Raw genomic sequence first — 13,661 nt, forward strand, 5'->3', positions numbered from 1 at the left:
CTTTTTCCAGCTTGCGACCCGCCATGACCTCGCCGATCCAGACCCTCGAGCAACACCTGCTCACCGCCCTCGACCCCGCCCCGCAGGAAACCCGCCGGCTGTTCCACGGCCGCGGCCGCTGCTGGCCGGGCCTTGAGCAAGTGACTGTGGACTGGCTCCAGGGCGTGCTGTCAGTAGCGCTGTTTCGCGAGCCGCCGGAGGGCCAACTGGCCGAGCTGGAGGCCATGCTGCAGAGCCTGGCCCAGCGCCCGCAATGGGCCGGCCAGGCCATCCTCATCCAGCACCGCTACCTGCCGGACAGCCCCGGCCAATGGTTGCTGGGCGAGCCGTGCCAGCAACGCGAGGTGGTCGAGGATGGCCTGACCTACCTGCTGGACCTGGGCGTGCGCCAGAACAACGGCCTGTTCCTGGACATGCGCTATGGCCGGCGCTGGGTGCGCGAGCAGGCGGCGGGCAAGCGGGTGCTGAACCTGTTCGCCTATACCTGTGGTTTTTCGCTGGCGGCCATCGCCGGGGGCGCCGAACAGGTGGTGAACCTGGACATGGCCAAGTCGGCGTTGTCCCGCGGGCGCGACAATCACCGGCTCAATGGCCACGATGCGTCGCGGGTGGCGTACCTGGGGCATGAATTGTTCAAATCGTGGGGCAAGGTGCGCAAGTACGGCCCTTATGACCTGATCATCATCGACCCGCCGACCTTCCAGAAGGGCAGCTTTGTGTTGACCCAGGACTACGCGAAGATCTTGCGGCGCTTGCCCGAGTTGCTGAACGAGGGCGGCACGGTGCTGGCATGTGTGAACGACCCGGCAATCGGCCCGGAGTTTCTGATCGAGGGCATGGCCGAGCAGGCGCCGACGTTGGCCTTCGTCGAGCGGCTGGAGAACCCGCCGGAGTTTCCTGATGCGGACCCAGCGGGGGGCTTGAAGGCCTTGGTATTCCGCCAGGCCTGAGTCTTCCTGTTGCGCCCCTTCGCGGTTTCCCCGCGAAGGGGCCGGGCCTGCTTGCATCAAGCAGTAACGGCACGCACCGGCAGCGGGTACACCTGGGCAAAGCTCACCTTCTCGGTCTGGTCCACACGTTTCTTGAGCCGTTCATTGAACGCCCGGCTAACCGCATACTGCCCGCCGGAAATGGTACGGAACTGCGCCGTCAGGACAAACCCGTTCAAGTCCATGCGGTCCACCCCGAACACTTGCAGCGGCCCCTGCAGGTTGATGCGCAGCAGCGGGTCGTGGCTGATCGACTGCCCCACCTCGTGGATTAGCGCCAGCGATTCATCGACGTCGCTGTCGTAAGTGAACTGCACCGAGAAGAACGCATAGGCGAACTGGCGCGACTGGTTGGTGACTGCCTTGATCTGGCCGAACGGCACCGAGTGCACGAACCCCTTGCCGTCGCGCAGGCGCAGGGTGCGGATGGTCAGGCTTTCGACGGTGCCGGCGTGGCCTGAGTCGAGCACTACCCAGTCACCGATCGAGATGGTGTCTTCGATCAAGATGAACAGCCCCGTGATCACGTCCTGCACCAGTTGCTGCGAGCCGAAGCCGATGGCCAGGCCGATTACCCCGGCACCGGCCAGCAGCGGTGCGACGTTGATGCCCAGGTTGGCCATGGTGGTGATGGTGCAGATGACGATCAGCACCACTTTTACGGCATTGCGCAGCATCGGCAGGATGGTCCGCACCCGGGTACTCGGCTGGCGCGCCGCGCGGCGCCCGACGGCGGGTTTCAGCGCTTCCTGGATGGCGGTGTCGAGGACCACCCACAGCAGCCAGGTCACCAGCAGAATCAGGCCGATGCTCGACAGCGAATTGCTGATCGCCTGGCCCAGGCTGTTGCTCAGGGCGAAGCCGATCACCGAAACGCCCCAGATGCGCCCGAGCAGCTCGATGAAAGCCACCGCCATGGCGATGCGCAACAGCGCGTGGGCGAGGCTGCGCAGCAGTTCCTTGTAAGGCCGAACCCGTTGCCCGGCATCCGCTTCGCGGGGCGCCAGCAGGTGCTGTAGCAAGGTGCTGAGAAACACCGTGGACACCAGCAGCACGGTAGTCAGCAAAGCCTTTTGCAGCGCCTTCTGGCTTTCTTCGCCGGCGCCGATCAGGTGAATCGCCGAGACCAGGATCATCAACAGGATCGGCAGGTACCACAGCACCGAGAAGATCCGCAGGGTTTCCTGCACGGCCCGGTGTTGCACGCGGTCCCAGAGCGCACGGTTGCGAATCAGATGGGCCACCGGGCGGCGCAGGCGGATCACCAGGCTGGCGAAGATGAACGTGGCGGCCAGGCCGGTGAACACGGCGATGCTGGCGGTGATGTTACCGCCCAACTGGCGGGCGATCTGCGGGCTGGTCAAGGCATCGCTCCAGGCCGCCAGGAAGCCGATCAGAAACAGCGGTTGCGGGGCCAGGCGCTTGATCACGGCCACGGCCGGGCGCTTGTGGCCGGCATCAAACAACGTAATCAAGCACAGGATGATCGAGGTCGAGAACAGGCCGCTGCTGGTGGCGTAGGCCAGGCTCAGGCCCAGGGCACGGGCTACCGAGGGGTCGAGGAAACGGCTGATGTAGAGGGTCAGCGGCAGGCTGGCCAGCGCCGGCAGGGTATAGGGCAGCAGGTAGCCGAGCAGGCTGCTGGCGCGCTGGCGCTCGTTCAGCCATGGGGTGGCCGAAGCGCGCTTGCTGAGCCAGCGGCCGAGGCTGGTAAGCACCGCGAAGCTGGCGGCCCAGGTGAGGGTCAGCAAGATGAAGTTGGCCGCCAACTGCAGCGAATCGCTGGCCGAGTGGCGGTCGACCAGGCGTTCCATTTCCTTGGCCGCGCGGTCGGTGCGCAGGCGCCAGGCATCGACCAGGTGGGCATCGAGGTCAAGCTCCTGGGCGGCGCTGTCCAGGCCGTCGGCCAGGGCGCCGAGCAGCCCGCCTTGCAGGACCGGTTCCGGTTCGGTGGGTTGTTCTTCGGCAGGTGCAGGGTCTGCAGCCAGCAGATGGGTGCTCAGCAGGCAGCCGAGCAGCAGGGTGGAGAGGTAACGCAGCACTGGAGTACTCCTTCGGCCGGGGTGAGCGGGGCAGGGTTACTCAAGGAACTGATTGGTGGGGGTGGGGAAAGTTCGATGGGGTGTGTTGCCAGCACTGGCCTCTGCGCGGATAAACCCGCTGCCACAGAGGCCGGCACTGGCTGGGTCAATTACTGATTGGTGTAGATCTGGTCGAACACGCCCCCGTCGTTGAAGTGGGTTTTTTGCACGGTGCGCCAGTCGCCAAAGGTCTTCTCCACCGACAGGAAGTCCACTTTCGGGAAGCGGTCGGTGTACTTGGCCAGCACTGCCGCATCGCGTGGGCGCAGGTAGTTGTTGGCCGCGATTTCCTGGGCTTCTGGCGACCACAGGTACTTCAGGTACTCCTCGGCCACTGCCTGGGTACCTTTCTTCGCCACCACCCTGTCGACCACGCTCACCGGTGGCTCGGCTTCGGCGGACACACTTGGGTAGACCACTTCGAACTGGTCGCGGCCGAACTCGCGGGCGATCATTTCGGCTTCGTTCTCGAAGGTCACCAGCACGTCACCGATCTGGTTGGTCATGAAGGTGGTGGTGGCGGCGCGGCCACCGGTATCAAGGACTGGCGCCTGCTTGAACAGCTTGCCGACGAAGTCACGGGCCTTGGCCTCGTCACCGCCTTGCTTGAGCACATAGCCCCACGCCGACAGGTAGGTATAGCGGCCGTTACCCGAGGTCTTGGGGTTGGGCACGATCACCTGCACGCCGTCCTTGAGCAGGTCGGGCCAGTCTTTCAGTGCCTTGGGGTTGCCCTTGCGCACGATGAACACGGTGGCCGAGGTGAACGGCGCGCTGTTGTTCGGCAGGCGGGTCACCCAGTTGTCCGGCACCAGTTTGCCGTGATCGACCAAGGCATTGATGTCGGTGGCCATGTTCATGGTGATGACATCGGCCGGCAGGCCATCGATGACTGCACGCGCCTGCTTGCTCGAACCGCCGAAGGACATCTGCACGTTGACCTTCTCGTTGTGCTCGGCCTCCCAGTGCTTCTGGAACGCTGAGTTGTAGTCCTTGTAGAAGTCACGCATCACGTCGTAGGAGACGTTGAGCAGGGTCGGGGCCGCCTGGGCGAAGTTGCCCAGGGCAAGGCCCGCGGCCAGCAGCGAAGCAGTGAGCAGTTTTTTCACGACGCATTCCTTGTTCTTGAACAGTATTGGGCAGAGTGCCAGCGACTATAGCGGGTGCCTTGCTGCTGTTTAAAGAACAAAAAACGCTTTGGTTATTCCCGCTTGGGAAACAGCGCATTGCCACAACGCGAGCAGAATGCGGCGCCGTGTTCGTGGCTGTTCTTGCGGCAGGTGGGGCAGTCATGCTGCAACTGTTCACCACGCATGGCGTTGGCCAGCTCTGCGGTGAAGATGCCGGTAGGCACGGCAATGATCGAGTAACCGGTAATCATCACAAGCGACGACAGCACCTGGCCCAGCGGGGTCTTCGGCACAATGTCGCCAAAGCCTACAGTGGTCAGGGTGACAATCGCCCAATAGATGCCTTTGGGAATGCTGGTAAAGCCATGCTCCGGCCCTTCGATCACGTACATCATGGTGCCGAACACGGTCACCAGGGTCGACACGGTGACCAGGAACACGATGATCTTCTGCTTGCTGCCGCGCAGCGCCGCCATCAGGTAGTTGGCCTGCTTGAGGTACTGGCCGAGCTTGAGCACGCGGAAGATCCGCAGCATGCGGATCACGCGAATGATCAGCAGGTACTGGGCATCGCTGTAATAGATGGCGATCACGCCCGGCACGATCGCCAGCAGGTCGACCAGGCCGTAGAAGCTGAAGGCGTAGCGCAAGGGTTTGGGCGAGCAGTACAGGCGCGTCAGGTATTCGGCCAGGAAGATCGCGGTAAAACCCCATTCGATGCCCGCCAGCAGGCCGGCGTAGCCCTGATGGACAGCGTCGATGCTGTCGAGGATCACCGTGACCAGGCTGGCGAGGATGATCAGCAGGAGGGTTTTGTCGAAGCGTCTTCCAGCCACGGTGTCGGTCTGGAAGACGATGATGTAGAGCCGCTCGCGCAGGCTCGCAGGGTTGTTCATTGGCTCGTCCACAAAGCGATAAAGAAAGCGATGGGCTGAGCCTAGGGGCTGCGTTTCAGCTGTGCAAGCGGGATGCATTGCGCCGCTGATTGAGTTGAGCCAGGTAGTTGCCCAGGTGCATGAGCCAGCAGGCTGTGACGAAGGGGGCGGTCAGCCCGGCCACCGGCAACAAGGCGAACAGGGGTTGCAGCAGCAGGGCCAGTGCAATCGCCAGCAGTGTCACCCCTGGTCGCTCGCCTTGCCTGCTGAACGCCAACGCTGCCAATGCGGCGTTGAAGCCGTACAAACCCATCCAGGCTACCTGCGTCTGGTCGGTCAGTAATGCGACGCCACCGCCGATGGCAGAGCCGATCACCGCCCAGGTTGCTGCATAAGGATTGGCAAGGTACATGCCGATGACGATCAGCAGGCCCGCCATTGGCTTGTCGAGCAAGAACACCTGGCCCACGCCACGCAGCAGCGCAGACAGCGGGTCGGCTTCGACAGGGAGTGCGGTCGAGGGCTCGGCCAGCAGCAGGGTACCCCAGCCGAGCAGGACGAAGGGGGCGGTGTAGGCGACCAGCAACTTGCCGCCGCGCTTGCGCCACTGGTGGGTGATGATGCTCGACAGCCCGCCAGCGGCAATGATTAGCGGCGGCAGGATGGCCGACCATGGCAGCACCGCACTGATCAGGATGCCGATCAGCACGCCGTTGTAGCAGTACAAGCCGGCCTGGCGGTCGGTGCGGTCGTAGCCGCGCCGTTGTGCGGTGAGCAGGCCGGCGAGGGCGCCGAGCAGGGCGCCACCGACCAGGCTGGGGGCGGTCAGCAGGATGGCCAGCAGGCAGCACAGGCCGCACAGGGGGTTGCGCAGCAGCAGCACTTGGCTGAAGCCGTTGAGCAGCGCCGTGGCCCAGTCAGGGCACGGGTTGACGAAATTTTTGGTGTACATGGGGCAGTCGGTAAGGTTGAGGGTTGAGCGGTGGGCCTCTTTGGGCCTCGGGTTTTCCGCAGGTCTGGTGTAACGGTGTTCGGGGAGGGCTTTGCCCTCCATTCGCGGGGCAAGCCCGCTCCCACAGGCGCAAGGCAATTGAATGCCATGCAGTCCCTGTGGGAGCGGGCTTGCCCCGCGAAAGGGCCCGGGATCAGACCAAGGTCTCGATCCGTAGCGTATTAGTCGAGCCTGGCTTGCCGAAAGGCACACCAGCGGTGATCAGCAGCGTGTCACCGCGGCTGGCCATGCCTTGGGCCTGGGCAATCTCCAGCGCGGTCGAGCAGATCTCGTCAACCTGGCGCAGACGGTCGTTGACCACCGAGTGCACGCCCCAGGCCACGCTCAGGCGGCGCGCGGTGTTCAAGTTCGGCGTCAGGTTGAGGATCGGTGCCCGTGGTCGCTCGCGGGCGGCGCGCAGGGTCGAGGCGCCGGACTCGCTGTAGTTGACCAGCACCGCCACCGGCAGGATGCCGCTGATACGGCGGATCGCGCAGCTGATGGCGTCCGACACGGTGGCCTCGGCTTTTGGCCGGCCAACGTCGAGCTGGGCCTGGTAGTCCGGGCCGTTCTCCACCTGGCGGATGATCTTGCTCATCATCTGCACAGCTTCCAGCGGGTAATCGCCCGACGCAGTCTCGGCCGACAGCATCACCGCATCGGCACCTTCGGCCACGGCGTTGGCCACGTCGGTGACTTCGGCACGGGTCGGGGCTGGCGAGAAGCGCATCGACTCAAGCATCTGCGTGGCCACCACCACCGGTTTGCCCAGCTGGCGGCAGGTGTCGATGATGCGTTTCTGGATCTGCGGCACGCTTTCGGCCGGCACTTCCACGCCCAGGTCGCCACGGGCCACCATGATCGCGTCGGACAGCTCGGCGATCGCTTGCAGTTGTTCGACGGCGGACGGCTTCTCGATCTTGGCCATCAGGTAGGCGCGGTCACCGATCAACTGGCGCGCTTCGGTGATGTCTTCCGGGCGCTGCACGAACGACAGGGCCACCCAGTCCACGCCCAGTTCAAGGCCAAAGGCCAGGTCGAGACGGTCTTTTTCAGTCAGCGGGGAGAGCGCCAGCACTGCTTGCGGCACGTTGACGCCCTTGCGGTCGGACAGCTCGCCACCGGCCAGCACTTCGGTGTCGATGGCATCGCTGTGCTTGGCGGTCACCCGCAGGCGCAGCTTGCCGTCGTCGAGCAGCAGGTCCATGCCTGGCTCTAACGCGGCGATGATCTCCGGGTGTGGCAGGTTGACCCGGCGGTTGTCGCCCGGGGCTTTGTCCAGGTCCAGGCGCAGGGCCTGGCCGCGCTGCAGTTGCACCTTGCCTTCGGCAAAGCGGCCAACGCGCAGCTTCGGCCCCTGCAAGTCCATGAGGATGCCCAGCGGGTAGTTCAGTTGCTGCTCGACTTCGCGGATCCACTGGTAGCGCATGGCGTGGTCGGCGTGCTCGCCGTGGCTGAAGTTGAGGCGGAAGATGTTCACCCCGGCTTCGACCAGCTGGCGGATGTCGTCGATACCCTGGGTCGCAGGGCCGAGGGTGGCGAGGATTTTGACTTTTTTATCAGGCGTCATGATTGCGGAGTCTCGAGGATCAGGATGGCGCGGAAGTCGTTGACGTTGGTGCGCGTCGGCTCGGTGACGATCAACGCATCGAGCGCGGCGAAGTAGCCGTAGCCGTTGTTGTTGTCCAACTCGTCGCTGGCCGAAAGGCCCAGGGCTTCGGCACGGGCGTAGCTGCCCGGGGTCATGAAGGCACCGGCGTTTTCTTCGGAGCCATCGATGCCGTCGGTGTCGCCGGCCAGGGCGTACACGCCTGGCAGGCCCTTGAGGTTCTCGGTGAGGCTGAGCAGGAACTCGGCGTTGCGCCCGCCACGGCCGTTGCCGCGCACGGTGACGGTGGTTTCGCCGCCAGAGAGGATCACGCAGGGCGCCTTGAGCGGCTGGCCGTGCAGCACGATCTGCCGGGCAATACCGGCGTGCACCTTGGCCACTTCGCGCGATTCGCCTTCCAGGTCGCCGAGTATCAGCGGGCTGAAACCGGCCTGGCGGGCTTTGACCGCAGCGGCTTCCAGCGACTGCTGGGGCTTGGCGATCAATTGGAAATGGCTGCGAGCCAGGGCCGGGTCATCGGCCTTGACGGTTTCCGAAGCCGGGTTGTTGAGCCAGTCGATAACCGCCTTGGGCGCGTCGATGCTGTAGCGCTTGAGGATGGCCAGGGCGTCGGCGCTGGTGCTCGGGTCGGCGACGGTGGGGCCGGAGGCGATGACGGTGGCCAGGTCGCCAGGCACATCGGAAATCGCATAGGTGTAGACGGTGGCCGGCCAGCAGGCTTTGGCCAGGCGGCCGCCCTTGATCGCCGAGAGGTGCTTGCGTACGCAGTTCATCTCGCCGATGGTGGCGCCAGACTTGAGCAGTGCCTTGTTGATGTGCTGCTTGTCGGCCAGGGTCAGGCCCTCGGCAGGCAGGGCCAACAGGGCGGAACCGCCGCCAGACAATAGGAAGATGACGCGGTCGTCTTCGTTCAGGTTGCTGACCAGTTCCAGCACGCGTTTGGCCACGGCCAGGCCGGCGGCATCGGGGACCGGGTGGGCCGCTTCGACCACCTCGATCTTCTGGCAGTTGGCACCGTGGCCGTAGCGGGTGACGACGAGGCCGGACACTTCGCCCTGCCAGCTTTTCTCGACCACTTCGGCCATGGCGGCTGCGGCCTTGCCGGCGCCGATGACGATGACCCGACCGCTACGGTCGGCGGGCAGGTAGGGTTCGAGGACTTGGCGCGGGTGGGCGGCGGCGATGGCTGTGTCGAACAGCTCGCGAAGAATTTTTTGCGGATCGACCGACATGGCAGGCTCCCAATTATTGTTGTTCTGCAGAATCGAAAACGCCCCTGGAACTGCCTCCGTGCAGGCCGAACCAGGGGCGGTCCCCAGAGCTGCAAGCTTCAAGCTACAAGCCACAAGTAAAAGCAGACCTGCTTTTGCTTGCCGCTCGAGGCTTACAGCTTGAAGCTTATTTCTCGTCGCGGATCGAGAAGTTGGCCATGTGCTCCAGGCCTTTGATCAGCGCCGAGTGGTCCCAGTTGCCGCCGCCCAGGGCCTGGCAGGTGTTGAACACTTGCTGGGCGTTGGAGGTGTTGGGCAGGTTGATGCCCAGCTCCTTGGCGCCCTGCAGGGCCAGGTTCAGGTCCTTCTGGTGCAGGTTGATGCGGAAGCCTGGGTCGAAGGTGCCTTTGATCATGCGCTCGGCGTGTACTTCGAGGATTTTCGACGAAGCGAAGCCGCCCATCAGTGCTTCACGCACCTTGGCAGGGTCGGCGCCGTTCTTGGCGGCGAACAGCAGCGCTTCGCTGACGGCCTGGATGTTCAGGGCGACGATGATCTGGTTGGCGACCTTGGCGGTCTGGCCGTCGCCGTTGCCACCCACGCGGGTGATGTTCTTGCCCATGGCTTCGAACAGCGGCAGTGCGCGCTCGAAGGCTTTCGGGCAACCGCCGACCATGATGCTCAGGGTCGCAGCCTTGGCACCGACTTCACCGCCGGACACCGGGGCGTCCAGGTAGGCGGCGCCAGTGGCCTTGATCTTCTCGGCGAAGGCCTTGGTGGCGGTAGGGGAGATCGAACTCATGTCGATCACTACCTTGTTCGGGCCCACACCTTCGGCCACGCCGTTTTCACCGAACAGGACGGCTTCGACCTGTGGGGTGTCGGGGACCATGACGATGATGAACTCAGCTTCCTGGGCAACTTCTTTCGGGTTGGCCAGGGCCACGGCGCCGGCGGCGATCAGGTCGGCCGGGGCAGCATCGTGGTGGGTGGAGACGAACAGGCTGTGACCTGCTTTTTGCAGGTTCTGAGCCATGGGCTTGCCCATGATGCCGGTGCCGATAAAACCGATTTTAGCCATGAGAGATTACCTCGTTGTATTTGTTGAATCTCGATGGAGCAGGCGACGCGTCCCATTGTAGGAGCGGCCTTGCCGGGGCGCCGGACCGGTCGGAAAGGGGGCGCAGCGCCCCCAGAATTTCGGCCACAGCAAAGATTGCCGGGGCTGCTGCGCAGCCCATTGCGACGCAAGGCCGCTCCTACAAAGTGCGTATTCGCCCTTAAATTGCGTTATGGGTCTTCAGCCAGCCCAGACCTGCTTCGGTCGTGGTCAGTGGCTTGTATTCTGCGCCCACCCAGCCCTGGTAGCCGATGCGGTCCAGGTGCTCGAACAGGAAGCGGTAGTTGATCTCGCCGGTGCCTGGTTCGTTGCGGCCCGGGTTGTCGGCCAGCTGGATGTGGTTGATCAGTTTCAGGTTGCCCTCAATGGTGCGGGCCAGGTCACCTTCCATGATCTGCATGTGGTAGATGTCGTACTGCAGGAACAGGTTGTCGCTGCCGACTTCGGCCTGGATGTCCAGCGCTTGCTGGGTGGTGTTCAGGTAGAAGCCCGGGATGTCGCGGGTGTTGATCATTTCCATGACTAGGCGAATGCCTGCAGCCTTGAGCTTGTCGGCGGCAAAGCGCAGGTTGTCGACGAAGGTCTTGCGCACGTCGGCGCACTGCAGGCCCTGCGGGCGAATGCCGGCCAAGGCGTTGACCTGGGTGTTGCCCAGTACCTTGGCGTATTCGATGGCCTTGTCGACGCCGGCGCGGAATTCTTCGACGCGGTCCGGGTGGCAGGCAATACCGCGTTCACCTTTGCCCCAATCGCCGGCCGGCAGGTTGAACAGCACCTGGGTCAGGCCGTGAGCGTCGAGCTGTTGCTTGATTTCGGCAGCGCTGAAATCGTACGGGAAGAGGTATTCGACACCGCTGAAACCAGCATCGGCGGCGGCCTTGAAGCGGGCCAGGAAGTCCTGTTCGGTGAACAGCATGGACAGGTTGGCAGCGAAGCGAGGCATGGTTGTCTCCTTGCAGATTAAAGCCCCCGGCGCCACATAGGCGGGATGCACGGGGGCGTCAGGCAATCAGTCGAGCATCGAGATCGCGGTTGGCGCGTCGTTGCCGACCAGTGCCAAGTCTTCGAACTCGTTGACGGCGTTGATCTCGGTACCCATGGAAATGTTGGTGACACGCTCGAGGATCACCTCGACCACGACCGGCACGCGGAACTCTTCGGCCATCTTCTGCGCCTTGAGCAGGGCAGGGGCGATTTCGCCTGGTTCGAATACGCGGATGGCCTTGCAGCCCAGGCCTTCGACCACGGCAACGTGGTCGACACCGTAGCTGGCAGCGTCGGTCGAGTTGATGTTCTCGAACGCCAGTTGTACACAGTAATCCATGTCGAAGCCACGCTGCGCCTGGCGGATCAGGCCGAGGTAGGCGTTGTTCACCAGCACGTGAACGTACGGCAGGTTGAACTGCGCACCGACAGCCAGTTCTTCGATCATGAACTGGAAGTCGTAGTCACCCGACAGGGCGACAACCTTGCGCGATGGGTCGGCCTTGACCACGCCCAGGGCGGCAGGGATGGTCCAGCCCAGCGGGCCGGCCTGGCCGCAGTTGATCCAGTTGCGTGGCTTGTACACGTGCAGGAACTGCGCACCGGCGATCTGCGACAGGCCGATGGTGCTGACGTAGCAGGTGTCCTTGCCGAATACCTGGTTCATCTCTTCGTACACGCGCTGCGGCTTGACCGGCACGTTGTCGAAGTGGGTCTTGCGCTGCAGGCTGGCCTTGCGCTGCTGGCAGTCTTCCAGCCAGGCGCTGCGGTCCTTGAGCTTGCCGGCGGCTTTCCACTCGCGGGCCACTTCGAGGAACACGTCCAGCGCCTTGCCGGCGTCCGAGACAATGCCCAGGTCGGGAGTGAACACGCGGCCGATCTGGGTGGGCTCGATGTCCACGTGCACGAATTTGCGGCCTTCGGTGTAAACATCGACGGAGCCGGTGTGGCGGTTGGCCCAACGGTTACCGATACCGAACACCAGGTCGGATTTCAGCAGGGTGGCGTTGCCGTAGCGGTGCGAAGTCTGCAGGCCGACCATGCCGACCATCAGGGCGTGGTCGTCCGGGATGGTGCCCCAGCCCATCAGGGTCGGGATCACCGGTACGCCGGTCAGCTCGGCGAACTCGACCAGCTTGTCGCTGGCGTCGGCGTTGATGATGCCGCCACCTGCAACCAGCAGTGGGCGTTCGGCATCGTTGAGCAGGGCCAGGGCTTTTTCGGCCTGGACGCGGGTGGCGGATGGCTTGTTGACGGCCAGTGGCTCGTAGGCGTCGATGTCGAATTCGATTTCGGCCATCTGCACATCGAACGGCAGGTCGATCAGTACCGGGCCTGGGCGGCCGGTACGCATTTCATAGAAGGCCTTCTGGAACGCGTAAGGCACTTGGCCTGGCTCCAGTACGGTGGTGGCCCACTTGGTGACCGGCTTGACGATGCTGGTGATGTCGACGGCCTGGAAGTCTTCCTTGTGCAGACGTGCACGCGGGGCTTGGCCAGTGATGCAGAGGATTGGAATGGAGTCGGCCGACGCGCTGTACAGGCCGGTGACCATGTCGGTGCCGGCAGGGCCGGAGGTACCGATGCACACGCCGATGTTGCCCGGGTTGGCACGGGTGTAGCCCTCGGCCATGTGCGAGGCACCTTCGACGTGACGAGCGAGGACGTGATCGATGCCACCGACTTTTTTCAGGGCTGAGTACAGCGGGTTGATGGCAGCCCCTGGGATGCCGAACGCGGTATCTACACCTTCACGGCGCATGACCAGAACGGCTGCATCGATTGCTCTCATTTTGCTCATGGGTTGTGCCTCATCGATTTTGTAATTGTATACAACTTGCTTTGCGACAGAGTGTATTCACGCCTGGCGGGCTAGGTCAATGGATTTTCATCGGGGAAGGTGGCTTTCGTCGGAGAGCCCGTGAAAACTGGGTTCTGTCGGATCTGGTACGATCGTTTAAAAATATTGTATACAAAAATATCTTTCGTTGTGTTCTATTTAGGTCATCGGTTTTCAACTGCCCTCAGGGCTTCTCACAACAAGAAGAGGACCTTTTCATGAACGTTCTGAACCTGAAAGTCGCGGTAAGCCTGGTGAATGCCGCGCTGGCCGCAGGCCGCAAGATCAATGCGGCGCCACTGACCGTGGCGGTGCTGGATGCGGGCGGGCACTTGCTGGCGCTGCAGCGGGAAGATGGCGCTAGCCTGATTCGCCCGGAAGTGGCCACCGGTAAAGCCTGGGGTGCGATTGCCTTGGGCAAGGGCTCGCGTTTGCTGGCACTGGATGCGCAGCAACGGCCGGCGTTCTTTGCCGCGCTGAATGGGTTAGGGGAGCGGCCGGTGGTGCCGGCGCCGGGTGGCGTATTGATTCGTGATCAGGACGGCAAGGTGCTGGGTGCGGTAGGGATCAGCGGCGATACGTCGGATATCGACGAGCAGTGCGCGATCAGTGCGATCGAGGAGGTTGGGTTGACGGCGGATGCGGGGGTGGTGGCGTAATAACTTAGATTGTTGGGGCCGCTTTGCGGCCCATCGCGACACAAGGCCGCTCCTACAGGAGTGGACTGCCCCCAAAAAGTTGGACAGTTCTATGCTGCCGCCTGGGTCCTGTACTCGACAGGGCTCAGGCCATTGAGCCTCAGCTTGATGCGGTCATGGTTGTAGTAGTGGA

12 protein-coding genes are annotated in these 13,661 nt (G+C 63.5%); 2 read left to right on the top strand and 10 right to left on the bottom strand.

The window, feature by feature from the left end:
* The first annotated feature begins 23 nt into the window (after positions 1–23).
* Positions 24–950 (top strand): class I SAM-dependent methyltransferase, encoded by a 927-nt coding sequence (locus HU770_RS14835; RefSeq protein WP_095063714.1) that lies wholly within the window; start codon positions 24–26, stop codon positions 948–950.
* Between the two features lie 56 nt (positions 951–1,006).
* On the opposite strand, the gene HU770_RS14840 is transcribed toward HU770_RS14835, so the two are convergent.
* The 9 genes from HU770_RS14840 to gcl all read right to left on the bottom strand — a co-directional run bounded on the left by HU770_RS14840 (position 1,007) and on the right by gcl (position 12,791).
* Positions 1,007–3,031 (bottom strand): mechanosensitive ion channel domain-containing protein, encoded by a 2,025-nt coding sequence (locus HU770_RS14840; RefSeq protein WP_186664021.1) that lies wholly within the window; start codon positions 3,029–3,031, stop codon positions 1,007–1,009.
* Positions 3,032–3,180: 149 nt separating this feature from the next.
* On the bottom strand, positions 3,181–4,179 hold the full coding sequence (locus HU770_RS14845; protein WP_186664023.1) for a sulfate ABC transporter substrate-binding protein: 999 nt from the start codon (positions 4,177–4,179) through the stop codon (positions 3,181–3,183).
* Positions 4,180–4,271: 92 nt separating this feature from the next.
* Positions 4,272–5,096, bottom strand: a complete 825-nt coding sequence (locus HU770_RS14850; protein WP_186664025.1) for an ion transporter — start codon at positions 5,094–5,096, stop codon at positions 4,272–4,274.
* A gap of 55 nt (positions 5,097–5,151) precedes the next feature.
* Positions 5,152–6,027, bottom strand: a complete 876-nt coding sequence (locus tag HU770_RS14855; protein WP_186664027.1) for an urea transporter — start codon at positions 6,025–6,027, stop codon at positions 5,152–5,154.
* Positions 6,028–6,220: 193 nt separating this feature from the next.
* Positions 6,221–7,636: a pyruvate kinase gene (gene pyk / locus HU770_RS14860; protein ID WP_186664029.1), complete on the bottom strand. Its 1,416-nt coding sequence runs from the start codon at positions 7,634–7,636 to the stop codon at positions 6,221–6,223.
* Entirely contained in the window at positions 7,633–8,907 is a 1,275-nt protein-coding gene (locus HU770_RS14865; RefSeq protein WP_033699399.1) for a glycerate kinase, read from the bottom strand. Before HU770_RS14865 ends, pyk begins: the two co-directional genes overlap by 4 nt.
* A gap of 166 nt (positions 8,908–9,073) precedes the next feature.
* Positions 9,074–9,967, bottom strand: coding sequence for a 2-hydroxy-3-oxopropionate reductase (locus tag HU770_RS14870; RefSeq protein ID WP_033699398.1), 894 nt, complete (start codon positions 9,965–9,967; stop codon positions 9,074–9,076).
* Between the two features lie 199 nt (positions 9,968–10,166).
* Complete coding sequence (gene hyi, locus HU770_RS14875) at positions 10,167–10,949, bottom strand: hydroxypyruvate isomerase (RefSeq protein WP_033699395.1); 783 nt, start codon at positions 10,947–10,949, stop codon at positions 10,167–10,169.
* Between the two features lie 66 nt (positions 10,950–11,015).
* A complete protein-coding gene (gene gcl / locus HU770_RS14880; protein WP_033699393.1) occupies positions 11,016–12,791 on the bottom strand; it encodes a glyoxylate carboligase in 1,776 nt (591 codons plus the stop codon).
* A 257-nt stretch (positions 12,792–13,048) separates the two neighbouring features.
* On the opposite strand from gcl, the gene HU770_RS14885 reads away from it, so the two are divergent.
* Positions 13,049–13,489: a heme-binding protein gene (locus HU770_RS14885; protein WP_186656401.1), complete on the top strand. Its 441-nt coding sequence runs from the start codon at positions 13,049–13,051 to the stop codon at positions 13,487–13,489.
* A gap of 89 nt (positions 13,490–13,578) precedes the next feature.
* Here HU770_RS14885 and HU770_RS14890 read toward each other — a convergent pair.
* On the bottom strand, positions 13,579–13,661 hold an 83-nt coding region (locus HU770_RS14890), incomplete at its 5' end, for an IS3 family transposase (RefSeq protein ID WP_186653653.1).

This window comes from Pseudomonas sp. SWRI68 (assembly GCF_014269165.1).
Lineage (GTDB): Bacteria > Pseudomonadota > Gammaproteobacteria > Pseudomonadales > Pseudomonadaceae > Aquipseudomonas > Aquipseudomonas capeferrum.

Excerpts from the sequence above, each read along its gene's own strand:
- HU770_RS14870 (WP_033699398.1), bottom strand. The coding sequence starts at position 9,967 with ATGGCTAAAATCGGTTTTATCGGCACCGGCATCATGGGCAAGCCCATG.
- HU770_RS14855 (WP_186664027.1), bottom strand. The coding sequence starts at position 6,027 with ATGTACACCAAAAATTTCGTCAACCCGTGCCCTGACTGGGCCACGGCG.
- HU770_RS14865 (WP_033699399.1), bottom strand. The coding sequence starts at position 8,907 with ATGTCGGTCGATCCGCAAAAAATTCTTCGCGAGCTGTTCGACACAGCC.
- HU770_RS14850 (WP_186664025.1), bottom strand. The coding sequence starts at position 5,096 with ATGAACAACCCTGCGAGCCTGCGCGAGCGGCTCTACATCATCGTCTTC.
- gcl (WP_033699393.1), bottom strand. The coding sequence starts at position 12,791 with ATGAGCAAAATGAGAGCAATCGATGCAGCCGTTCTGGTCATGCGCCGT.
- pyk (WP_186664029.1), bottom strand. The coding sequence starts at position 7,636 with ATGACGCCTGATAAAAAAGTCAAAATCCTCGCCACCCTCGGCCCTGCG.
- HU770_RS14835 (WP_095063714.1), top strand. The coding sequence starts at position 24 with ATGACCTCGCCGATCCAGACCCTCGAGCAACACCTGCTCACCGCCCTC.
- hyi (WP_033699395.1), bottom strand. The coding sequence starts at position 10,949 with ATGCCTCGCTTCGCTGCCAACCTGTCCATGCTGTTCACCGAACAGGAC.
- HU770_RS14885 (WP_186656401.1), top strand. The coding sequence starts at position 13,049 with ATGAACGTTCTGAACCTGAAAGTCGCGGTAAGCCTGGTGAATGCCGCG.